The organism is Corynebacterium sp. 32222D000AT, from assembly GCF_053546955.1.
Genome location: NZ_JBPPVW010000005.1, coordinates 1 through 21743, shown reverse-complemented (window position 1 = coordinate 21743; position 21743 = coordinate 1). Strand labels below are relative to the sequence as shown.

At 65.3% G+C, this 21743-nt stretch carries 18 protein-coding genes; 7 read left to right on the top strand and 11 right to left on the bottom strand.

Features of this window, described 5'->3' with window-relative positions; genetic code table 11:
• Positions 1 to 20 precede the first annotated feature (20 nt).
• Complete coding sequence (gene dnaN / locus ACEE23_RS04110; RefSeq protein ID WP_448871349.1) at positions 21 to 1211, bottom strand: DNA polymerase III subunit beta; 1191 nt, start codon at positions 1209 to 1211, stop codon at positions 21 to 23.
• A gap of 711 nt (positions 1212 to 1922) precedes the next feature.
• The gene (dnaA, locus tag ACEE23_RS04105; protein WP_448871351.1) at positions 1923 to 3590 is read right to left on the bottom strand and encodes a chromosomal replication initiator protein DnaA; all 1668 of its coding nucleotides are present in this window, start codon (positions 3588 to 3590) and stop codon (positions 1923 to 1925) included.
• A 660-nt stretch (positions 3591 to 4250) separates the two neighbouring features.
• Here dnaA and rpmH point away from each other — a divergent pair.
• Genes rpmH through ACEE23_RS04070 form a run of 7 tightly spaced genes read left to right on the top strand, consistent with a single transcriptional unit; the run spans position 4251 to position 8618 of the window.
• Positions 4251 to 4394, top strand: a complete 144-nt coding sequence (gene rpmH, locus ACEE23_RS04100; RefSeq protein WP_035106118.1) for a 50S ribosomal protein L34 — start codon at positions 4251 to 4253, stop codon at positions 4392 to 4394.
• 7 nt (positions 4395 to 4401) lie between these two features.
• The gene (rnpA, locus tag ACEE23_RS04095) at positions 4402 to 4758 is read left to right on the top strand and encodes a ribonuclease P protein component (RefSeq protein ID WP_368520647.1); all 357 of its coding nucleotides are present in this window, start codon (positions 4402 to 4404) and stop codon (positions 4756 to 4758) included.
• The gene (gene yidD / locus ACEE23_RS04090) at positions 4746 to 5015 is read left to right on the top strand and encodes a membrane protein insertion efficiency factor YidD (protein WP_368521634.1); all 270 of its coding nucleotides are present in this window, start codon (positions 4746 to 4748) and stop codon (positions 5013 to 5015) included. Before rnpA ends, yidD begins: the two co-directional genes overlap by 13 nt.
• A 12-nt stretch (positions 5016 to 5027) precedes the next feature.
• Entirely contained in the window at positions 5028 to 6005 is a 978-nt protein-coding gene (gene yidC / locus ACEE23_RS04085; protein WP_368520649.1) for a membrane protein insertase YidC, read from the top strand.
• A gap of 49 nt (positions 6006 to 6054) precedes the next feature.
• Complete coding sequence (gene rsmG / locus ACEE23_RS04080; protein WP_368520650.1) at positions 6055 to 6663, top strand: 16S rRNA (guanine(527)-N(7))-methyltransferase RsmG; 609 nt, start codon at positions 6055 to 6057, stop codon at positions 6661 to 6663.
• Between the two features lie 10 nt (positions 6664 to 6673).
• Positions 6674 to 7525 (top strand): ParA family protein, encoded by an 852-nt coding sequence (locus ACEE23_RS04075; RefSeq protein WP_448871354.1) that lies wholly within the window; start codon positions 6674 to 6676, stop codon positions 7523 to 7525.
• A 4-nt stretch (positions 7526 to 7529) separates the two neighbouring features.
• Positions 7530 to 8618, top strand: coding sequence for a ParB/RepB/Spo0J family partition protein (locus ACEE23_RS04070; RefSeq protein ID WP_368521633.1), 1089 nt, complete (start codon positions 7530 to 7532; stop codon positions 8616 to 8618).
• An 81-nt stretch (positions 8619 to 8699) separates the two neighbouring features.
• Here the strand turns inward: ACEE23_RS04070 and ACEE23_RS04065 are convergent, their stop codons facing one another.
• The 9 genes from ACEE23_RS04065 to ACEE23_RS04025 all read right to left on the bottom strand — a co-directional run.
• Entirely contained in the window at positions 8700 to 9881 is a 1182-nt protein-coding gene (locus tag ACEE23_RS04065) for an N-acetylmuramoyl-L-alanine amidase (RefSeq protein ID WP_368520729.1), read from the bottom strand.
• A gap of 38 nt (positions 9882 to 9919) precedes the next feature.
• On the bottom strand, positions 9920 to 10243 hold the full coding sequence (trxA, locus tag ACEE23_RS04060; protein ID WP_070767829.1) for a thioredoxin: 324 nt from the start codon (positions 10241 to 10243) through the stop codon (positions 9920 to 9922).
• 6 nt (positions 10244 to 10249) lie between these two features.
• Positions 10250 to 11176: a thioredoxin-disulfide reductase gene (trxB, locus tag ACEE23_RS04055; RefSeq protein ID WP_368520653.1), complete on the bottom strand. Its 927-nt coding sequence runs from the start codon at positions 11174 to 11176 to the stop codon at positions 10250 to 10252.
• A gap of 133 nt (positions 11177 to 11309) precedes the next feature.
• Positions 11310 to 11819 carry an RNA polymerase sigma factor gene (locus ACEE23_RS04050; protein ID WP_368521646.1) on the bottom strand — a complete coding sequence of 170 codons (510 nt, stop codon included), beginning with the start codon at positions 11817 to 11819 and terminating at the stop codon, positions 11310 to 11312.
• Positions 11820 to 12084: 265 nt separating this feature from the next.
• The gene (gene pepN, locus ACEE23_RS04045; protein WP_368520654.1) at positions 12085 to 14637 is read right to left on the bottom strand and encodes an aminopeptidase N; all 2553 of its coding nucleotides are present in this window, start codon (positions 14635 to 14637) and stop codon (positions 12085 to 12087) included.
• A gap of 104 nt (positions 14638 to 14741) precedes the next feature.
• Positions 14742 to 15275, bottom strand: a complete 534-nt coding sequence (locus ACEE23_RS04040; protein ID WP_368520655.1) for a YceI family protein — start codon at positions 15273 to 15275, stop codon at positions 14742 to 14744.
• A gap of 212 nt (positions 15276 to 15487) precedes the next feature.
• A complete protein-coding gene (murJ, locus tag ACEE23_RS04035) occupies positions 15488 to 18874 on the bottom strand; it encodes a murein biosynthesis integral membrane protein MurJ (RefSeq protein WP_368520656.1) in 3387 nt (1128 codons plus the stop codon).
• An 18-nt stretch (positions 18875 to 18892) separates the two neighbouring features.
• Positions 18893 to 21109: a hypothetical protein gene (locus ACEE23_RS04030; protein WP_368520657.1), complete on the bottom strand. Its 2217-nt coding sequence runs from the start codon at positions 21107 to 21109 to the stop codon at positions 18893 to 18895.
• Positions 21109 to 21743: NUDIX hydrolase (locus ACEE23_RS04025; protein WP_448873536.1), on the bottom strand; the 635-nt coding region annotated here is incomplete at its 5' end. The genes ACEE23_RS04030 and ACEE23_RS04025, both read right to left, overlap by 1 nt.

The window sequence follows — 21743 nt, the reverse complement described above, 5'->3', positions numbered from 1 at the left end:
AGACGCACCCCGCTTTCTGTTTAACCGGGCAGGCGAACCGGCATAAGCAGGTAGGTGAAGTCGGTCTCCGGGGTCGGGAAATTACCGTCTGCGTCTGCCTCCGGCATGTTTTCGGGTTCCGGGATCATAATGGCCGGCCGGGACGGCTCAGTGAAGCCGAAGACCACGCGGTCGGTGTGCACCACGCCCAGGCCATCCTTCAGGTAGCTCGGGTTGAACGCGATGATGAGCTCCGGAACGCCGGAGAAGGCACACGGCAGGGTTTCCTCTGCGGTACCGGAATCCGAACCGCCGGCGGACAGGATCACCTGGCCGGAGGTGAACTGCATGCGGATCTGCGCGTTGCGCTCCGTCAGCAGGGACACGCGCCGGATGGCTTCCTGCAGCGGACCGATCTCGATGGAGGCCATCGCCGTGTGGGTCTTGGGCAGCAGCGGGGCGACGTTCGGGAAGTCCGCGTCCAGCATGCGCGTGGTGGTCTCCCGGCTGTCGGCGTGCAGGCCGAACAGGCCGTCGCCGCCGATGTTCTCGCCGGTACCCACGGCGATCTCGACCGGGGTGTTCAGGCTGGTGTCCAGCGTGCGGGCGTTGTCCTGGAGGGTCTTCGCGGGGACCAAGAGCTTGGCCTCGATGCTGTCATCCTCCGGCTCCCATTCCACCGTGCGCATGGCCAGGCGGAAACGGTCCGTGGCGGTGAGGTGAATGGTTTTGCCCTGGATGTCCATGTGCACGCCCGTGAGCATGGGCAGGGTGTCATCCTTACCGGCAGCAGAGGCGACCTGGAAGATCGCGTCCACGAAGAGCTGCGGGTTGATGGTGCCGGTGACCTCCGGCAGCGTCGGCAGCTGCGGGTAGTCATCCAGGGGGATCAGCGGCAGCTCGAAGCGGGAGGAGCTACAGGTCAGCAAAACCTTGTTGCCATCCAGGCGCAGATCCACCGGCTGGTTGGGCAGGTTAGCCACAATCTCAGCGATCAGCTTGCCGGCAACGGCAATTCGGCCGGGGTTTTCCACTTCCGCCGGGATCCGCACGCGCGTGGATACCTCGTAATCAAAGCCGGTAAGTTCCAGTCCCTGCTCGTCAGCGGTGATCAGCATAGCGCGCAGGACAGGCTGCGTGACCTTGGTCGGCAGGTTGCGAGCAACCCAGGCGACTGCGCTGGACAGGTCGTCCTTGGCCACGCGGAATGACACGGAAGAGGAATCATCCATGGTGGGTCTAGCTCCTAGAAATTCGCGAATTATGTAAGTGCTTCCAACTTACCCGATCACTACCCGCGCTCGATCCGCGGGTTGAACGACATTTTGTCATTCTAGTCCGGGCCGTCTCGGCGGGCGAGGCGAGCCAGGGCCGGACTTTTTCACACACCCTAGTTTTGTTGGATCTCTAGAAATTTAAAGTAGCAGTAGTAGTAACCGCTGTGGGATCTGTGGATAGCGCCCTAAATGACAAGTTCGGAGCGCAGATCCGGGCTGTGGGTTCGGCTGTGATCATTCTGTGATCAAATTGACCGTTCTGTGATCAAACTCGGATTCTTGTCATTTGATCACAGGGGCGCGCGGTTTGATCACCGGAATTACACAAATTCCCTCACAGATCGGGCCGGGAGGCGTTTGCCCTGTGTAATTCATTTTTGTGAGGCGGATCTATGAATTACAAGTCTGTAATTACACAGGTGTGGATAACCGTTGTGGATAAACTTCTTTCCCCGTTGCGAGCTGGTTCGATGCCCAGTATGGGGCGGAGCCGGGAGGGCTCGTGTCGGGCCGTTAGATGTGTAATTCCAAGAATCGTGGACTCTGTGTCCGAGTTACCGAGTTTCCGAGTTATCGGGAGGACTAGGCCGGAGGAGTAGGGATGCAGAAAGGCCCGCCGTCCCTCGGGGAGATGGCGGGCCTTGGTTTTTGTGTTCTTTGTCGCGGTTAGCTGCGTCCGCGGGCCTTGATCCGTTGGGTCAGGGTTTGAATCTCGTCGTAGGTGGCGCGCTTTTCCGTCATTTCCTTGCGGATCTTGCGATCGGCGTACATGACGGTGGTGTGGTCCTTACCGCCGAAGTGATCGCCGATCTTGGGCAGGGAAAGCTCGGTGAGCTCGCGGCACAGGTACATGGCCAGCTGGCGCGCGTGGGCGACGGTGCGCTTCTTGCCGGCGCCGGTCAGCGTGGAGACCTCGATGTCGAAGTACTCCGCGGTCACGTCCATGATGGTGGCCGGGGTGATCTGGGCATCGGCGGCATCCGGGGCCAGGTCCCGCAGGGCGATCTCGGCCATCTCGACGTTGATGGGTTCGTTGACCAGCGAAGAATAGGCCGAGACGCGGATGAGCGCGCCCTCCAGCTCGCGGATCGAGGACTCGAAGCGGGAGGCGATGAGCTCCAGGACCGCGCGGTCGACGGTGGTGCCGTCGGCGGCCGCCTTCTTCATCAGGATGGCAATGCGCGTTTCCAGGTCCGGCGGCTGAATATCCGTGATGAGCCCGCCCTCAAAGCGGGTGCGCAGGCGGTCCTCCAGGGTGGTCAGCTGCTTGGGCGGGCGATCAGACGACAAGATGATCTGCTTGTTGGCCTGGTGCAAGGCGTTGAAGGTGTGGAAAAACTCCTCCTGCGTCGACTCCTTTCCCTCCAGGAACTGGATGTCGTCGACCATGAGGATGTCCAGGTTGCGGTAGCGCCGCTTGAAGGACTCCTGGCGGTCGTCGCGCAGGGAGTTGATGTAGTCGTTGGTGAATTCTTCGGAGGAAACGTACTTCACCCGCAGGCCCTTGTGCAGGTACTGCGCGTAGTTGCCGGCGGCGTGGAGCAAGTGCGTCTTGCCCAGGCCGGAGCCGCCCCAGATAAACAGGGGGTTGTAGGCGCGGGCCGGGTTTTCGGCTACTGCCACGGCCGCGCCGTTGGCGAAGCGGTTGGACGAGCCAATGACGAAGCTGTCGAAGGTGTGCTTCGGGTTCAGCGACTGATCGCGGTTCGGGTCGTGCGCCGGCTCCTCGCGCGGCATCCGGTTGCCGTAGTGCGGCGTCTGCTGCGGCTGCTCCACCGGGGCGGGGGCCTCCGGCTGTTGCTGCTGGTAGTGATCCGCCAGCTCGTCGAGGCTGGCCGGTGCGTGGGTCTGGGACCATGGCTCGCGGCGGTGCGGCTGCTCGCTGAATTCGCGCTGCTCCGGCGCCGGCTGCGTAGCGGTCTGGGCGGCGGCCGGATCCGTGATCTGGTGCGGGAAGTCCGGCATCTTGGTCACGTCGACCTGGTGCAGGCCCGGTTCGGGCTCCGGTTCGGGCTCGGGCGTGGGCTGCGGCGCGGCAGGTGCCTCGGGCGCGGCGACCGTCACGGCCAAGGCGCACGGGCTGGCCAGGTGCCGGTTGAGGGACTTGGTGATGTAGTGTCCCAGTTCCTGCTCGAGGGTGCGCTTGCCGGTTTCATCGGGCGCGGCGATCAGCGCGTAGCCGTTCATGACCATGATGGGCTGGGCGATCTGCAGGTACAGGCGCTGGGAGTGGGTAAAGGTTGGTACGTCGGAGTCTGGCTGCTCAGATTGAGCCAGGAGATCATCGACCACAGTTCGCCAGGTGGCGTTTATGTTCGCTTGCGGATCAGACACACCGTTGCCTTTTATTCTCGTTGACGGATAGGGACATATCGCAGCCAAAAGCGCGCCGGAGGACGCGCAGATTGCCGAAATTACAGTTTTCCACGGGGTTAATCACAACGGGATTTTGTGGTTAACCTCGGTTTCCACAGAAGTTTTCACAGGTGTGAAAGATCAGTTTATCCACAGCCTATACGATAGGGTGTGGATAAACTGCACTCGGGTGTTTACCGCTTGTGACCTCGGAAAACTCCGTAAGTCTCAACTATCGATTAAGGGTTATCCACACCCGAGTGCTTTCTGTGGAATATCGATTCTTCATTGATACCCCTTCGATCGTGGCGCTGTCTAGCGGGCGATTTTGCCCCTTCGCGTGTCGCTTCCCGGCGTGGGTGTCACGGTGATGGCACAATCCCAGTAAGACTGGCAAATCTATGGCCTTAGCTGGGCGAAACAACATCTTTGTAATTTCGGGTACCCCTGTGTGTCGATTTGTTTCGAGGTGGGTTCGTCACGTAATCTGTCAGGGTCTATCGCAACTTTATGGTTGCGCGTAAATGCATAACTCGCGCGGGGATCGCGCGCTTTGGTTGCGCTTTACGGAATCTAATCGTCGTGGAGGCGAGGGTTTATACTCTCCGCCTCCACACCCAAATTTCAAGGAGTTTTACCGTGGCAAAGGGAAAGCGGACGTTCCAGCCGAACAACCGTCGTCGTGCACGCAAGCACGGCTTCCGTACTCGTATGAACACCCGTGCAGGTCGCGCCATCGTGGCCGCACGTCGCAAGAAGGGTCGCGCTAAGCTGACCGCTTAAGACAACAGTGCTCCCTAAACCCCATAAGCTCACCTCGCCGACGCAATTTCGTCGGACCATCAAGGGCGGGCGCCGGGCTGGGTCACGCACCCTCGTGGTGTATGTCTTAGACACTTCTCACCAGCGTGACGAGATCGCGGTCACAGGTCCGCGGTTCGGGCTGGTGGTCTCGAAAGCCGTCGGGAACGCCGTGGTTCGCCACCGCACCTCCCGGCGGCTTCGCCATGTGTGCCTCGGGCTGCTGGACGAACTGCCCGGGCACTACGACGTGGTGATTCGCGCCCTGCCCGCCAGCGGCAGCGCCCCGAGTGCCCAGCTGGACGCCGACCTGCGGAAGGCCTTGGCCCGCGCATGCCGTACCTAAACAGCTCCGGGGAGGAAATCCCGGCTGCTCGTGGCGCTGCGGTTCCGCTGGTGGCTATGGTGCGCTTCTACCAAAAAAATTTATCAGGCCTTAAACTGGTTTCGACCTGTCGTTTCGAACCGACCTGCAGCGCTTATGCACTGGAAGCTATTTCGGTGCATGGGGCCGTGCGCGGCACCGGGATGGCACTGGCACGCTTGGCCAAGTGCGGCCCGTGGCATCCCGGCGGGTTTGATCCAGTAAAGAAGAAAACTTAGGAATTCGTTTCAGTGCTTAATATCATCTACTGGCCGATTTCGGCCGTCCTGTGGTTCTGGCACTGGCTGCTGAGCTTCGTGCTCGACCCGGCGGCCGGTATCACCTGGATCCTGGCGATTGTTCTGCTGACGTGGACCTTGAAGGCGATCATGGTCAAGCCGACCATCACGCAGATCAGGTCCTCGCGCCGCATGCAGGAGATCCAGCCGAAGATGCAGGAGATCCGCAGCAAATACGCCAACGACAAGACCAAGGCTGCCGAAGAGATGCAGAGGGTCTACAAGGAGTCGGGCGTCAAGCCGGTGGCCGGCTGCCTGCCGATGTTGGCCCAGATCCCGATGTTCATCGGCCTGTTCCACGTTCTGCGCTCCTTCGACCGCACCGTCTCCGTGGCGGGCGGCCTGGGCCACACCGCCGGCGAGCCGATGACGGTGGAGCAAAACCGCCAGACCGCGAACTACATCTTCAGCCCCGAGCTGGTCCAGCAGTTCCTGGACGCGAAGATCTTTGGCGTTCCGCTGGTAGCCAACCTGCGCGTGAACTCCCCGGTCCTCGAGGACGTCACCGTCGCGCAGGCGGCCGTCATCATCGTGCCGCTGATTGCCATCATTGCTACCCTGACCCACTTCAACGCGCGCATGAGCTTGAACCGCCAGGAGAAGCGTCGCCAGTCCGGCAAGGTCAACGCGCCGCAGGGCGATAACGCGGAGATGATGCAGCAGCAGATGGCCGTGATGAACAAGATGATGCTCTGGGTTATGCCGGGCATGCTGGTCTTCTCCGGCTTCATCTGGCCTATTGGTCTGCTGTTCTACATGCTGGCCAACACCGTCTGGACCTTCGTCCAGACCCGCACCATCTACGCCAAGATGGACGCTGAGGAAGAAGCCGAGGAAGAGGCCAAGCGCGAGCTCAAGCGCACCACGGCCCCCAAGCCCGGCGCTCGCAAGAAGGACAACCGCAGCAAGAAGCAGCGCCGCCAGGGCTAGCTCTTCGGCTAGTTTCCCAGGAGTACACCACAAGAAAACGGAGAATAGAGTGTCCCAACTGGACCCGTCTGTAGTATTCGGTTCCCGCCTGCCGCTGGCGCAGGCCTACCACGACTCGCTCGCTACGGACGGGTCCACTCGTGGTTTTATCGGCCCCCGCGAGGTCCCGCGCCTCTGGGACCGCCACCTGCTCAACTGCGCCGTGGTCGAGGAGCTCATTGCCGCCGATGCCCGCGTCGTCGACGTCGGCTCCGGCGCTGGCCTGCCGGGCATCCCGCTGGCCATCGCCCGCCCGGACCTGCACCTGGATCTGGTCGAGCCCCTCCTCAAGCGCTACAACTACCTCAACGAGGTGGTGGACCTGCTGGGCTTAGACAACGTCACCGTCTGGCGCGGTCGCGCCGAGGAAGGCCCCATTAAGAAGGCCGTTAGCGGCTGCGACGTGGTGACCTCCCGCGCGGTGGCGCCGCTGGGCAAGCTGGCCAAGTGGTCCCTGCCGCTGGTGCGCAAGGGCGGCGAGATGATCGCCTTAAAGGGCGAGTCGGTACGCGACGAGCTTGAGCGGGATGCCGCGGATATTAAGCGGGCCGGCGGCGGCAAAGCCGAGGTCACTACGGTGCGGGGAACCACCGTCATCCGGGTCCCGCGCGTGAACTAGAGTAGTGGGCATGACTACTCCCCGGCTTATCACCATCGCCAACCAAAAAGGCGGTGTCGGCAAGACCACCAGCGCCGTGAACCTCGCCGCCGCACTGGCGGACTCCGGGCACAAGGTGTTGGTGGTCGACTTGGACCCGCAGGGCAACGCCTCTACCGCTGTCGGGGCGGCTCACAATTCCGGCACGGACTCCAGCTACGAGATGTTGCTGGGTGATTGCCGCGCGGAACAGGCCATGCAGAAGTGCCCGGACGTGGACAACCTTTACTGCATCCCCGCCACCATCGACCTGGCCGGGGCGGAGATCGAGATGGTCTCTCTGGTGCGGCGCGAGTTCCGCCTGTACGACGCTCTGCACAAGGGCTTTTTGGACGAGCACGAATTCGACTACGTCTTCATCGACTGCCCGCCCTCGCTGGGCCTGCTCACCATCAATGCGATGACGTGTGCGGAAGAAGTCATCATCCCCATTCAGTGCGAGTACTACGCCCTGGAGGGCGTGGGCCAGCTGCTGGGCAATATCTCAATGATCCGGGAGCACCTGAACGAGGATCTGCACATCTCTGGCGTGCTGTTGACCATGTTCGACGCCCGCACGAAGCTGGCCGAGCAGGTCGCTGACGAGGTCCGCGATCAGTTCGGCGCCGTCGTTTTGGGCAACGTCATCCCGCGCTCCATCCGGGTCTCGGAAGCGCCGGGCTACGGCAAGACCGTCGTGGACTATGATCCGTCCTCGACCGGTGCGCGCGCCTACGTGGCGGCCGCCCGGGAACTCGACGAGCGGGGCGACTACCGCCCCCACCCCACCACGGGCGCCATTGGGGTAAGCCCGGAAATTTTCGCGGAATTGGAGGAAGGCTAAAACCATGGCGGACAAGAAAGCAGGAGCACCCAAGGCGGGCAAGGCGCCGAAGGCGCAGCACGGCGGCCTCGGCCGCGGTCTGGCGGCGCTCATCCCGTCTGGGCCGGACGCGCCGACCCGCAAGCCGCGCCTGGGGGATTCCGCGGCGGATGTCATCCTGGGCAACGCCACCTCGCGCACGCCCGCTGAAGGTTCCGCTGAGGGCGGTTCCGAGGGCAAGCGCGTGAAGGGCGCTCCCACCATCCAGTCCGGGAACACTGGCAAGAAGAAGCAGCCGAAGCCGGCCGCTATCGGGGCCACCTACCGCGAGGTGCCCGTGGGCGACATCCTGCCCAACCCGAAGCAGCCGCGTACCGTCTTCGACGAGGACGAGCTCAAGGAGCTGGTTCACTCGATCAAGGAATTCGGCCTCCTGCAGCCCATCGTGGTGCGGCCTTCGGAGGAGGGCGGCTTCGAGCTCATCATGGGTGAGCGCCGCTGGCGCGCTTCCGCCAAGGCGGGCCTGGCCACGGTGCCAGCCATCGTGCGGGACACCACCGACGACAGCATGCTGCGCGACGCCCTGCTGGAAAACCTCCACCGCGTGCAGCTCAACCCGCTGGAAGAGGCCAACGCCTACCAGCAGCTGCTGGAGGAATTCGGGGTCACGCAGAACGAGCTGGCCGACCGCCTGGGCCGCTCCCGCCCGCAGGTGACCAACATGCTGCGCCTTCTGCGCCTGCCGGTGGCCGTGCAAAAGCGGGTGGCCGCCGGGGTGCTCAGCTCCGGCCACGCGCGCGCCCTGCTGGGCCTGGATTCGGCCGAGGCGATGGAAGAAATCGCCAACCGGATCGTGGCCGAGGGCCTGTCCGTGCGCGCCACTGAGGAGGCCGTGACGCTCTACAAGCGCCAGGGCAAGGCCGACCAGCCGGCCAAGCGCCAGGCGCCGGTGCAGCCGCAGTACTTCACCGACTCCGCCGAGCGGCTGTCCGATCGCTTCGACACCAAGGTCACGGTGACCATGGGCAAGCGCAAGGGCAAGATGGTCGTGGAATTCGGCGACCAGGAAGACTTCGAGCGCATCATGTCCCTCATCGAGGGCGAGAAGAACTAGCCGCGGCTTGCCGGGCACAACAAAAGCCAGCGTCGAGAATCTCGACGCTGGCTTTAGTGTTTACCGTGGCTTTTTTAAGTCCTAGGACTGCTCGGCCTCGAGCAGCTCGGCGAATTTGTACGTGCCGGTGGCCAGGTTGTCCTCGTCCATGAGGTAGAGGCGCTTGACGGCCACGACGATGGCCTCGGCGATGTCGTCGCGCTTGGCGGGATCGGTGAGGATCTCCGTGTCGTGCGGGTTGGTCAGGTAGCCCAGTACCACCTGCACGACGGGCATCTGGGTAAAGCGCAGCAGCTCCCAGGTGCGGCCGTGGTTGCGGCAGTTGTTCAGGTTCGTGCGGGCTACGATTTCGCGCTGGATGAACCCGGAAAGGGTCTCCCCGATGAGCGAGGAGTTGCCGGACTCGGAGCCGAAGTAGAACGTCGCCACGCCGTTGGCCTTCTCGTTGGCGTAGGAGTCACAGGCCAGGGAAATAACCAGGTCCGCGTCGAAGGCGTTGGCCATCTCGGAGCGTTCCTTGATCGACGGATCGTGCATGCGCGGGCGGGAGAGGATGGTCTCCATCCCGGCGGCAATCATGCGGCCCTCAACGCGCTGGGCGAGATCCCAGATGAGCTCTTCCTCGGTGATGTCGCCGTAGCGCCCGGTCACGGTCCGGCCCTTGCGGGAGCCGCCGAGGCCCGGATCGATCACCACGCGCTTGCCGCTCAGCTTCGGGCCCGCGTTGCGCACGCGCTCGCGCTCCTGGATGTTGTGCGCCGAGCCGCCGGTGATCCGGCGGCCCAGCAGGCTCAGTGCCCGGAGGGTAACCGGCCCGCACACGCCGTCGGCCTGCAGGCCACTGTTGAGCTGGTAATCAGCCAGCGCGTCGTGGGTGTACTGGCCGAAGTGCCCGTCCACGCGGTTGTGGTAAAAGCCAAGCTCTTCCAGCTGGGACTGGAGCTGCGAGACGTCGTCGCCGACCAGCTCGCTGCCCTGCTGGAACTGCAGGACACGGGTGCCGAGGGAATAGGACGCCAGGCGCATCTCCCGCAGCGTCATGTCATCAATGCGACCGGAGGGGATGATCCCGCGCGACTGCTGGAAGGCCTTGATCGCTTCCGCCAACTCAGTATCGAAGTACTTGTCTTGCTCCGAGTAGCTCTGCTTCTTCCAGGCGCTTACCTCGCCGGAGTACTGCGTCAGCTGGCCGAGGCGGGCCAGGTTCGCGCGTGCCTCAGCGACGCGCACGCTGGTGTCGCCCACACTTAAAACGCGATTCACATTCATTCCTTCATCCTTCAAGCATCCCTGAACCACGGCTAAAGGTGGTTGTTGATCTTGGACAGAATGTCTTCCTTGCTGCGCAGACCAGCAAATTCCTCGACCTTCTCGCCGTTTTTGAAGATCAGCACCGAGGGCAGGGACATGATCTGGAACATGGCCGCCAGGTTGCGCTGCTCCTCGACGTTGACCTTCACGACGCCGACCTTGTCGCCCAGCTCTTCTGCGATCTCGTCCAGCAGCGGGGAGAGCTTCTTGCAGGGACCGCACCAGTCCGCCCAGAAATCGACGACGACCGGCTTACCGGCCTCGATAACCTCGGAACGGAAGTTATCAGTGGTCACTTCTTTGACATTGCTCATAATAATTTAACGATTCTCCGCGAGGAAATGTTCCGCATCGATCGCCGCGCGGCAACCGGAGCCGGCGGCGGTGATGGCTTGCTGGTAGTGGTCATCGACCAAGTCGCCGCAGGCGAAGACGCCCGGCAGGTTGGTCTGGGTGCCCGGGTGGGTCACGGTGACGTAGCCGGCCTCGTTGAGGTCGACCTGGCCCTCGAGGAAGGCCGAGCGCGGGTCGTGGCCGATGGCCACGAACATGGCGGTGACATCGAGGGTCTTGGTCTCCCCCGTCACCGCGTCGCGCAGCTCCAGGCCGCTGACCTTTCCGTCTTCTTCGATAACGCGCTCGACGGTCTGGTTGAGCTCCCACTTAATCTGCGGGTTCTGCTGCGCGCGCTCCAGCATGATCTTGGAGGCGCGGAAGTTCTCGGAACGGTGCACGATGGTCACGGTCTCGGCGAACTTGGTCAGGAAGGTTGCCTCCTCCATGGCGGAGTCGCCGCCGCCGATGACCGCGATGTTGTGGCCCTTGAAGAAGAAACCGTCGCAGGTCGCGCAGGTGGACACGCCGCGGCCGGTCAGCTCCTGCTCACCGGGCACGCCCAGGTGACGCGGGGCGGCGCCGGTCGCCAAGATGACGGTGCGGGCCTCGAAGACCTCGTCGCCGACGTGCAGCTTCTTAATCTCGCCGTCGAGCTCCACGGAGTCGACGACCTCCATGCGCAGGTCAGCGCCGAAGCGGGTGGCCTGAGCGCGCATTTCCTCCATGAGGTCCGGGCCCATGATGCCCTTCTGGAAGCCGGGGTAGTTTTCTACCTCGGTGGTGTTCATCAGCTCGCCGCCGTATTCGAAACCTTCGAAGACGATGGGGTTTAACTCCGCGCGGGCCGCATACAGCGCCGCGGTGTAGCCGGCCGGGCCGGATCCAACGATGGCGACATTGTGAACGGTCATGTGTGTGTAACTCCCCTTGATTCAAATCGAGTCGCTTAACGCCCCAGATTCTACTCGGTCTAGGGAAAACTCCCGCATCGACAGCACGGGCCTGCGGGAAGTTGATACACAACCTTAACCATTCGTCGGTTTCTCACGACGAAAAAGAGATGGCTTCCTTGAGCACACCCTTGGCCCGGGCGCGGCGGGACTTGATGGTCCCGGGCGCCACGCCCTGGTGGCGGGCGACCTCGGCCACGTCGAAGCCGGCGACGTCGATCAGCCACAGCGCCACCCGCTGATCCGGGCGCAGCAGGCGCAGGGCGTTGCTGAGCGTCAGCCGCAGATCCACGTCCCGGTCGTCGGTGCAGGCCAGCAGGTGGTTGTAGTCCTCCTCCACGACGCCCGCGTCCAGTGAATAATTCTCCCGGTTGGAGCGGTGGTTGAGGAAGTCGTAGCCGGAGTTCATCACCAGCCGGTGCAGCCAGGTGCCCAGCCGGGCCTCCCGCCGGTAGGTGTGCAGCTTCCGGCTGGCGCGCAGCAGCGCCTCCTGCACGATGTCCTGGGCGTCCGTGTCGTTATGCGTGTACCGCCGCGCCACGGTGGTCAGGCGCGAGCGGTGGCGCTCCACGATGGCGGAAAAGGCCTTGCCGTCTCCCCCGATATACGCGTCGACGAGTTCCTGATCGGTCTTGTCGCGCCCCGCAGTGGCAGTGCTATTTGCGCTGTTTGCGCTGTTTGCGCTGCTTGTCTTGTCTGCGTGATCTGCTGTGTGATCTTTGTGGTCAGTTTTATGGCTGGATAGAGTCTCCCCCGAGCCCATCGCTTGAAACACCCCCGAGTTTTAAAAAGTGATGGTGACTCCTATTCCACCTTATTTTTGCGACCTGCGCCACCCGGGGAGACGAAGTTTTCTCGGGGAGGTGCTCCTAGCGCTGGGCCGGCGAGGCCTTCACGGCCTGCCGGCGGTGCAGCTCGTCCTGGCATTCGGTCAGCACGCGGGCCAGCGCGCGCGGGGGCTGGTGGCTTTCGATAAAGGCCGTGGTGGCGGCGTCACTGCCCGGCAGGTACGGGTAGAGGCCGCGGACGAGCCGGTTGGCAATCTCGATGGGGTGAGCCTCCCAGAGGTGCGAGATCTTATCGAAATAGACCTGGGCGAAGGGCTCGCGCAGGGCCTTCGAGCGCGGGGCGTTGAAGGCGGCCAGCAGGGAGTCGACCTGGGCGTTGGAGAACTTCTCCGGGGTGGTCACCAGGTCGAAGACCTCGCGCTTGGTGGCGGCGTCCGGGGTGGAATAACGCGCGCCGAGGGCGGCTGCGGCGCCGGTGAGCGTGGCATCGTTAGCCTCTTCCGCCGCCAAATCCTCGGCGCTGAAGGCGTCGCGGGCGCGCAGGGCCTTGACCAGGGACCAGCGCACATCCGTATCGAGGCGCAGCCCGGCAAGCTGCCCGTCCAGCAGCGCCTTGAGGCGCGCGACGGGGGCGTCGCCGGGCGCGGCGGCTAGGGCGGCAATCGTGCTGCGGGCCAGGATGAGCTGCTCGTCGGAGCCGGGCGCGGCCCGGTGGACAAGATCCCAGAGCCGGTCCGCGAAGTCGGTGCGGGCCGCGTCCTGCTCGGCCTCCGGCAGAAAGCAGTTGATCGCGTAGTGCGCGTTGTTCAGCGCGGTGGCCAGCAGGGTCGCGTTGGTCTCCGCGGCGGCATGCCGGGTGACCGTCTCCACGTACTGGCTGACCGGCCAGGCGCCGTCGCGGGTCATGTTCCACACCCCGGTCCAGATCACCGCCCGTGTCAGATCGCTGTCGATCTCGGACAGGCGGGTGCGGATGGTCTCCAGGGAGCGGGCGTCGAAGCCCACCTTGGCGTAGGCGTGGTCCGAGTCGTTGACCACCACCAGCGCGGGCAGGTCCAGCCCGGCGGCCTCCGGGATCTCCGTGGCTCCGGCGCCCGCGGCGATGTCGACGTCGAAGGTGGCCTGCTTGCGCAAGTGCTCGTCCAGCAGCGTCACGTCCAGGCGGTGCGGGCGGGTGGATTCCGGGTCCGCGCTTAAAACGGAAAGGTGCTCGATAGCCGTGGTGCCGGTGACCTTGGGGCGCAGGCTATCGATGCCGGTGGTGCGCAGCCAGTGCCGCGCCCACTCCGGCAGGTCGCGGTCGGTGTGCCCGGCTAGCGCGTCCAGGAAGTCGTCGAAGGTGGCGGCGGCGAAGGCGTGGGCGGCGAAGTAGTCCCGCGCGCCGGCGTAGAAGGCCTCGCGGCCGACGTAGTGGACCAGCTGCTTCAACACGGCTGCACCCTTGGCGTAGGTGATGCCGTCGAAGTTCTGGCGGGCGGCGTCCACGTCCGGGATCTCCGCCTTGATGGGGTGCGTGGTGCGCAGCTGGTCCTGCTGGCAGGCCCAGTTCTTGCGGCTGCCGGCGAAATTCGCCCAGGCCTCCGTGTAGGCGGTGGCCTCCACCGAGGAATCCGCGCCCATGAACTCGGCGAAGGACTCCTTCAGCCACAGATCGTCCCACCAGCGCGGGGTCACCAGGTCGCCGAACCACATGTGCGACATCTCGTGGAGGATGGTGTTCGCGCGCCCGGCGTGCTGGGCGCGGGTGGCCTGCGAGCGGAAGAGGTACTTCTCCGTGAAGGTGACCAGGCCCGGGTTTTCCATGGCGCCCAGGTTGTATTCCGGCACGAAGATGGAGTCGTACTTGCCCCACGGGTACGGGTATCCGTAGTGCGCGTGGAAAAACCCCAGGCCCTGTTGGGTCAGCTCGAGGATCTCGGCGTCGAGGTGGTCCGCCATGGACGCACGGGCGAAGGCGCGCAGCTGGATCGGCTGGGCGCTGTCGCTCTGAGGGGTCCAGCTATCTTCCACCACGCGGTAGGGCCCGGCCGCGAAGGCGGTCAGGTACGTCGACAGCGGCGGCGTCGGCGCGAAGGTGCAGGTCACGTAGTCCTCGTCGCAGTCGGTGCGGCTGACCTCCGGCTGGTTGGACAGGATCTGCCAGGCCTCCGGGGCCGTGATGTGGACGGTGAATGCGGCCTTCAGGTCCGGCTGGTCGAAGCACGGGAAGATGCGGCGGGCGTCCGAGGGCTCCAGGTGGGAGTAGATATAGACGGCGTCGTCCGCCGTGTCCACCATGCGGTGCAGGCCCTGCCCCGTGCGGGAATAGCGGCTCTGGCCGTGGACCTCGAGGCGCACGGTCTGGCCGACCGGTACGTCGTCGACGGTCAACCAGCCGTCGGCGAAGGCAAACGGGCACGGCTGGCCGTCGAGGGTGACGCTATCCACGCTGGCGCCCAGGTAGTCCAGGAAGACGTGCGGGTCAGCGGTGGAAAACTCCACGACGACGTGCACGCCGAAGGTCGCCTGGGTGGCCGCGGCACTCAGATCCAGGTGCAGATCGTAGGAGTCCACCCGCAGGTTCTCGCTGCGGTGGCGCGCCGCCTCCTGGGTGAGGGTGGCGGGTTCGGGCACGGAGGCAGTCTGGGAAGTCATAGCCACCACAGTAGTGCCTGAAAACGCCGGAAACCCCGGAATCGGCTCCGCAAAGTCTGCGAGCCGACCCGGGGTCTGGGTCTTGTTGGAAGGGGGCGAGCGCCTTACTGCTTGATGGCGGAGGCCTCGATCTCCAGCTTGATTTCCTCGGAGACCAGCACGCCGCCGGTCTTGAGCGGGGCGTTGAAGTCAACGCCGAAGTCGGTGCGGTTGATCTTGCCCTTGGCCTCGAAGCCCAGGCGGGTGTTGCCGAACGGATCCTCGGCGATACCGTCGGTCTCGACCTCCAGGGTGACCGGCTTGGTGGTGCCCTTGATGGTCAGGTCGCCGGTGACGGAGCCGTTGCCGGACTCGTCCAGCTGGAACTCGGTGGCGGTGAAGGTGATCTCCGGGAAGGACTCAACGTTGAAGAAGTCCTCGCCCTTGACGTGGTTGTCGCGGTCGGCGTTGCCGGAGTCGATGGAGCCAGCCTTGATGGTGACCTCGGCCTTGGAGTCAGCGATGTTGTCCGCGATGGTGATGTTGGAGTCGAACTCGGTGAAGTTGCCGCGGACCTTGGTCACCATGGCGTGGCGGGCGACGAAGCCGATGGTGGTGTGGGCCGGGTCCAGAACGAAGTTACCTGCGAGGTTGGTCATTGTTACTCCTTGAAGTAGTCGGTGTAGTAGGCGGTGTTTGTTTGGCAAGCGCCAGTCTATGAAATTCTCCGCGCACCTGTTGTTGATGCGTCTACAAACGATGATACACCAAGGTTTAAATCTGTCAACCCCTGCTAGGAGATAATTTTTTAGTTAACGGCTAAACTAACCGCTAGCTGCGGGAATCCGCCGGGGCCGCAGCGGAAGAAAAGCTACTGCGGTACTCCGGCGACGCGGATATCGGCCAGGGTGGCCTTCTTGTTCTTCGGAAGTTCGCTGACCCAGACGAGCAGGCCGTCGTAGAACTCCGGCTTCTCCTTCAGGTCCAGCGAGGTGCGCGAGCCCTGCAGGGTCTCGTTGGCCAGCTGCGGCAGCTGTTCCAACTGCGGGTTCGTGGGATCGAAGGTCTCCGAATCCACCGCGTAGATTTCCACCGTCGCCTGGGAGCTCCCCGACTGATCGATGATGACGTCGCGCAGCTGCACCGGGTCCTCAAGGCTTAAGACCACGCCGGTCTCCGCCTTCTCGGTGGACCAGCGCGTGGACTTGTCGCCGTCGATGAGTTCTTTGGCGTCCTTGTTCGCCGGCACGGTGTCGGCCGATTTGGCGTCGAGGAGCAGCGGCGGGCCCGAAAGCAGGGTCGGCTCGGCCTGCTTGACGGCCTCGGTATTGATGGGCGCGTTCTCGGCGTTGTTGCCCAGGATCGACATCACCCAGGTGGTCAGGGCCGCCATGAGCACCACGAAGATCGTGGCCAGCACGCCGATGAGCAGCACGCCGGAGCCGGAGTAGCCGCGCCCGCCGAAGCCGGCGGTCGGTTCCGGGGTCTCCTCCGGGGTATCGTCCGGCAGCTGGCTGACCGGTAGGGCCTCGTCGCCTTCCGGATCGTCCGGGGCGAAGTCGTAGAGGCGGCGGGCGATGCCGGCCAGGGTCTTGCCCTGCGCGGTGGCCAGCGCCTCCTGCTTGTCTTCCTTGTCGTCCGCGTCCGCGGCGTCGAGTTCGCGGTAGGCCTGTTCCACCTCTCCCGCGACCTCCTCGCCGGAGAGCCCGGCATCGGCCGCGATATCGCGCAGCACCTTCGGCGTGGGCGAGGTCGACTCGACCAGCATGTCGAGCGCGGAGCTCAGGCTCTCGCGGTCGGTGGACTCCGCGGCGTCGCTCAGCACCGCCGGGAAGGCCAGCACGGCCACGCCGTCGGTGGAGATCCGGATGCGGTCGCGGTGATCCAGGCCCATGAGTACGCCGGCCTCGTGGGCGGTTGCGGTGTCCTCGACCATGTAGCCCATCGCGTGGGCGACCGCGTGCGGGTCCAGCCCGTCGGAGGCGGCGACCGTCTTCAGCTCGGTGCCGGCGACCCAGTCGGCCACCACCAGGCAGCCGGAGCGGTAGGACAGCACCTCGATGTTCGGCGCCACCGAGGTCAGGCCGAGCTCGCCCAGCTTGCGGGTGTTGCGGGCCACCGCGGCGGAGCGGCGCGCGGCCTGGCCCGGGTTCGCCGGCGCGAACGGCGCCTGGTTGGTGGTGTCCACGAAGGTCAGCGCCACCGTCCGGCCGGTGGACTGCTCGCGCGCCTGCCAGAAGCGGGCGCCGGCCACGGAGCCGTGGTCCTTGAGCAGGCGGAAGCGGCCGTCGGAGACCGGCGCGCCCGGGACCAGCCGGGGGCCGCGGACAATGCCGGCGGACATGGGCGGCGGGACCGGCGAGGAGTTGAAGGAGTCCTGCGTGAACACGGACTGGATCTCCTGCAGCTCCGGCTCCTCGACCTCGATGGCCTGGGAGTTGTCGACCTTGATGAAGCGTGCCATGCCCGGGATGCGGTGCAGGGCCCGGCCCAGGTTCTGGACCTCGGGCAGGCCGGAGCGGGACAGCACTAGGCCGGTGATGACGACGAAGAGCAGCCCGAAGACGATAACGCGCAGCAGGTAGAAGATGGACGGCATGGGATCCGGCAGCACCAGGCCCACCAGCCAGTTCGCGGCCATCGTGAGGGCGACTCCCACCACGCCGGAAATCGTGGCCCACACGATCGTGCGGCTGAGCTCCTTGCCGCCCAGGGAGCCCAGCTTGCGCTTGAGCAGGAACGCGCCGATGACCGCGCCGGAGATGAAGCCGAAGCCGTTGGCGGTACCCAGCAGGATGACTACGTGCTCCGGGGTGCTGGCCACCAGCGGCGCCAGCAGGGTCAGCACCACCTTGGTGAAGGTAATGCCGGCGATGATAAACGTCGGGGTCCAGGCTTCCTCGCGGGCGTAGAAGACGCGCAGGTGCAGCAGCACCAGCGCATAAGGGATCAGCGTGAAGGCGGAGAAGCTAATGGTTAGGCCGAGCTGCTCGGCGCTGTCGGCGCCGTAGGAACCGTACTGGAAAAGAGCGCGCGCGATAGGCGTGCCGAAGGCCGTCATGAAGATGACGATCGGGATGAGCGCGATGAAGGTCAGCTTGGAGCTCAGCGTCAGGTCCCGGACCACGCCGTCGACGTCGCCGTCGGCTGCGTTGCGCGACAGCCGGGGCATGATGGCGGTCAGCAGCGTGACGCCGATGATGCCGTAGGGCACCTGCAGCAGCAGCCAGGCGTTCTGGTAGACCAGCGGCGCGCCGGCGTCGGCGTGCGCGGCCACCCGGGAGGTGACCACGTAGCCGGCCTGGGAGATGGCCACGTAGGCGATGATGGCCACCGCCATGCTGCCGAACTGCTTGATGCGTTCGTCCAGGCCCCACATCGGCCGCATGTTGATGCCGGCCTTCTTCAGGTACGGCAGCAGGATCAGCGCCTGGACCACCACGCCCGTGGTGGTGCCCAAGCCCAGCAGGATGACGTGCGGGTCGGTCACCGCGCTGGGCGCGTCCGGGTGCAGGCTGCCCGGCAGGAAGCGGTACATCAACAGCACCGAGATAGAGATGATGTTGTTGACCACCGGCGCCCACGCGCCCGGGCCGAAGATATTCTTCGTGTTCAGCACCGCCTGGGACAGCGCGAAGAGCCCGTAGAAGAAGATCTGCGGCAGCAGGAAGTAGGCAAAGGAGATCGCCTGGATCGAGTTCGCCTTGGAATCTTCGGGCAGCATCAACTCCGTCAGCAGCGGAGCGAACAGCACCGAGAGCAGCGTGACCACGCCGAGCAGGCTAAAGGCCAGCGTGAACAGCCGGCGGATGAAGACCTCGCCGCGGTCGGAGTCCTCCTTCTCCGCGCGCACCAGCACCGGCACGACCAGCGAGGTCAGCACCGCGCCCAGGACGATCTCGGTGACGAGGTTCGGGATCTGGTTGGCGGAGCTGAACGCCGTGCCGACGGCGGCGCCCAGGGTGGCGCCGATGAGCATCTGGCGGAGGAAGCCGGTGATACGCGACAGCAGCGTGGCGATGGCCATCGTGCCGGTCGCGCGCACGACGTCGCGGTCGCTGGTGGACTGCTCGGCGTTCTTGCCGCGCAGATCCGACTTGTCCTCCACCGGCTCCGCGGCCGGCACGTTCACCGGTTCGCGGCGGGTGGGCACGGGAGCCGGCGGCGACGCCGAAACGATCCGCCCGCGGAGGCCGGCGGGTTTCGGTTCTTCGTGCCTGGATTCTGATTCAGCCTCGCGGCCCTGCTGGTTGGTCATAGAAAAACTTAAGCTCTTTTACGTCTCTGATTTCTTCTTGCGCCCGACCTTAAAAAGAAGGGCCAAACCTACTGCGAGTGCAGCGGCGATGCCGATGCCATAGACACTGAGGATACCGGCTCGGGTCTGCACGGCGATACTTATTGGCTGCGAGATCATGTCGGATTCCGGGGTGGCCAGCCACAGCTCCATACGGATGCGGTCGGTCTGCTCGGGAAGATCGGCGGTCATGTTCACCGTAATAGAGCCGGTGGCGGGGATCCGAACCCGCTCCGGCGTGTTCAGCCGGGCGTTATCCGGGCCCTGGTACTCCAGCGTGGCCTCCACCGGCAGCGGCAGGCCGTTTTCCGCCACGATGAGCAGCGGCGAGGACTCCGAGACGCGCGTGTAGACGTTGCCGGGCGGCAGCAGCGTGACCGAGGAGCGCAGCTCCTGCAGCGTGTTCGAGTTGGCGTCCAGGCGCCGGACGGAGGCCTCTTCCGACTCCTTAGTGGTCGGCAGGCTGGTCCGCCGGGTGGCCGAAAGCGCCGTGAGCAGATCGTGGCGCAGCGGCTGGGTAAAGCCGTAGCGGGTCAGCGCGATATGCGGATCGTTGACCATGATCTTGGTCAGCTCGTCGGCGTACTTCGCCTGCTGCTTGATGCGCCCGGTCTGGGTGGCATCGAAAGCAGCCGGGTCCACGTAGGGGCTGCCAGCCGGCAGGCCCTGCTCCGCCGCCTCGTTGGTTTCCAGCGGCAGCGCGGAAACCGGCTTGGCACGCGCGGTGTGATCTACCAGCACGGCCTCGCCCGCGGCGAGCACCTGGTCGGCGGTGGCCGGCTCCAGGGTGGCGGGCAGCACGGCCAGGGTGTCGTCTTCCTGGGCGCCCAGCCGGAGGGCTGCGGCGGCGCTCAAGTCCCGCGCGAGGACGGAGTCCACCCGGTAGTCGTAGCGCAGCTCCGGGTTGGAATAGGCCGTGGTCTGCGGCCGCGTGCCGGTCTGGGCCAGCAGGCTACCCAGGGAGGGGTCGAAGGAAAGCGCCTGGCCGGCCCAGATGCTGTTGTTGGCCACCACGGCGGGCCGGCCGAGGTCCTCGGTCACGTAGCCCTTGCTGCCCACCAGGGCGTTGCTGGCCAGCGGGCGGCCGGCCAGGCGCTCGATAATTTCGGCGCCGTGCGCGAAGGCCTCGTGATCGAGCCAGGCGTTGTCCACGCTGCGCACGGCCGAAGGATCCGCGTCCGCCCAGGGCATGGCCATAACGCAGTCGAGCTGCTTGATCTTGGCCAGCCACTGGCTGGCGGCCCTACTGCCCTGCCCGGACTCGCCGCGATAGTCCGCGTCCTCGTTGAACCACGAATCGCGCAGGCGCTTGGCCTGGTGCGCCACCGAGGGCCGGGAGTCATGGACGGTGTAGCCGTCCTCCATGCGCTCGACCACGCTGAGCAGCGCCGGGTCCAGCGCCGCGCAGGCCGCGCCCTGCAGGTCGTGGGACAGGTAGCTATCCACCAGGCGGTCCAGCCGTCCCCCGGGCGAGAGGGACTGGGCCAGGTGATCGGACTCCAGAATCAGCGATTGCCCGCCGGTATCCCCCGGCACGATGTCCACCGTGTCAGTAATCGGATAAATAACAGACAGGTCGTGGGGCTCGGAGTTCTCTGTCTCTTCTGTGTCTTCTGCGTCTTCGGCCGCGTCGCTTGGGGACTCCTCCCCCGGCTGCGGCGCGAGATCCAGCAGCGTGCGGTCCTCCGACAGGCTGACCGGTTCCCCGTCGCGGGTGCCGGTCAGCGTGTAGAGCAACGGGTAGATGCCGGCCTCGGTGATGGCCAAAGAGCCTTCGCCCTCCAGCCCGGTCGGGATCGTCAGGCTGACCTCCCGGGTCTCCCCGGGGCCCAGGGCCCCGGGGTTGGCGCTGGCGCCGAAATACGGGAAGGAGCCTTGGGCCAGCTGCGTGCGGGCCTCGGCGGTGGTGGCCACCGCATCCCCGCGCCGGGTGGTGACCTGCAGGTCGTCTACGGCCTGATCGGTCGGGTTGTGGATCCGGAAGCGCACGGTCAGCGTGTCGCCCACCTGGACCGGGCTGGCCTCGATGAGCTCGAGGTCCAGCTGGCCCGGCTGGCGCGCTTGGCCCCAGGCGGCGGAGTCAGCGTCCTGCGCGGTCGCGTCGGGGGTGGCCGCCGGGCCGCCGATGCTGATTCCGAGCGCCACGGCCAGGCAGGCGGTCGTACCGGCGGTCAGGCGGCGGAGTCGGCGTCCCATCACCGCGGCGTGGCCTTCCCGGCGGCTGCCTCCTGACGGGCCATGTCCGGCAGGATGTCGTGGGCAATGCGGGCCAGCTTGCGCTCGTCCGCGTAGGCCAAATGCTCGATGAGTTCGGAGACGGGGATCCAGGCCACCTCGGTGACCTCCGGGTCCTCGTCGTTGAGGATGCCGTCGACGAAGCGCAGCAGGTGGTGGTGCACCGTCTTGTGGATGCGTACCCCGTCGGAGACGAACCAGTAATCAATAGTGCCGAGATCGGCGAAGACCTCGCCGTGCACGCCGGTTTCCTCCCAGACTTCGCGCTCGGCGGTGGTGTGCCGCGGCTCCCCGGGCTCCACGTGGCCCTTCGGCATGGACCACAGCAGGCGGCCGCGGCGGTCGAGCCGGCCGATCAGCGCCACGTAGATGCGGGTGAGATCCACCTCGCCGCCGTCGTGGACGGCCTCGGCGAGGCCGGAGACCACCAGGCCGCCGGCCGAAGTCTCGTCCCGGGTGGTCATGTGGCTGGCCGCCGCCTGGCGCCGGGAGTTGTTGCCGCCGCGCCCGCCGCGGGACTTGGAATGGGTGCGGGTATTCTTGCCGCCCTTGCGGGCGTTGTTCGCGCGCCCGCCGCGGCGCGACTTGGCCCCGC

Excerpts from the sequence above, each read along its gene's own strand:
- dnaN (WP_448871349.1), bottom strand. The coding sequence starts at position 1,211 with ATGGATGATTCCTCTTCCGTGTCATTCCGCGTGGCCAAGGACGACCTG.
- yidD (WP_368521634.1), top strand. The coding sequence starts at position 4,746 with ATGCCGTACCTAAACAGCTCCGGGGAGGAAATCCCGGCTGCTCGTGGC.
- ACEE23_RS04075 (WP_448871354.1), top strand. The coding sequence starts at position 6,674 with ATGACTACTCCCCGGCTTATCACCATCGCCAACCAAAAAGGCGGTGTC.
- ACEE23_RS04070 (WP_368521633.1), top strand. The coding sequence starts at position 7,530 with ATGGCGGACAAGAAAGCAGGAGCACCCAAGGCGGGCAAGGCGCCGAAG.
- trxA (WP_070767829.1), bottom strand. The coding sequence starts at position 10,243 with ATGAGCAATGTCAAAGAAGTGACCACTGATAACTTCCGTTCCGAGGTT.
- trxB (WP_368520653.1), bottom strand. The coding sequence starts at position 11,176 with ATGACCGTTCACAATGTCGCCATCGTTGGATCCGGCCCGGCCGGCTAC.
- pepN (WP_368520654.1), bottom strand. The coding sequence starts at position 14,637 with ATGACTTCCCAGACTGCCTCCGTGCCCGAACCCGCCACCCTCACCCAG.
- ACEE23_RS04040 (WP_368520655.1), bottom strand. The coding sequence starts at position 15,275 with ATGACCAACCTCGCAGGTAACTTCGTTCTGGACCCGGCCCACACCACC.
- murJ (WP_368520656.1), bottom strand. The coding sequence starts at position 18,874 with ATGACCAACCAGCAGGGCCGCGAGGCTGAATCAGAATCCAGGCACGAA.
- ACEE23_RS04030 (WP_368520657.1), bottom strand. The coding sequence starts at position 21,109 with ATGGGACGCCGACTCCGCCGCCTGACCGCCGGTACGACCGCCTGCCTG.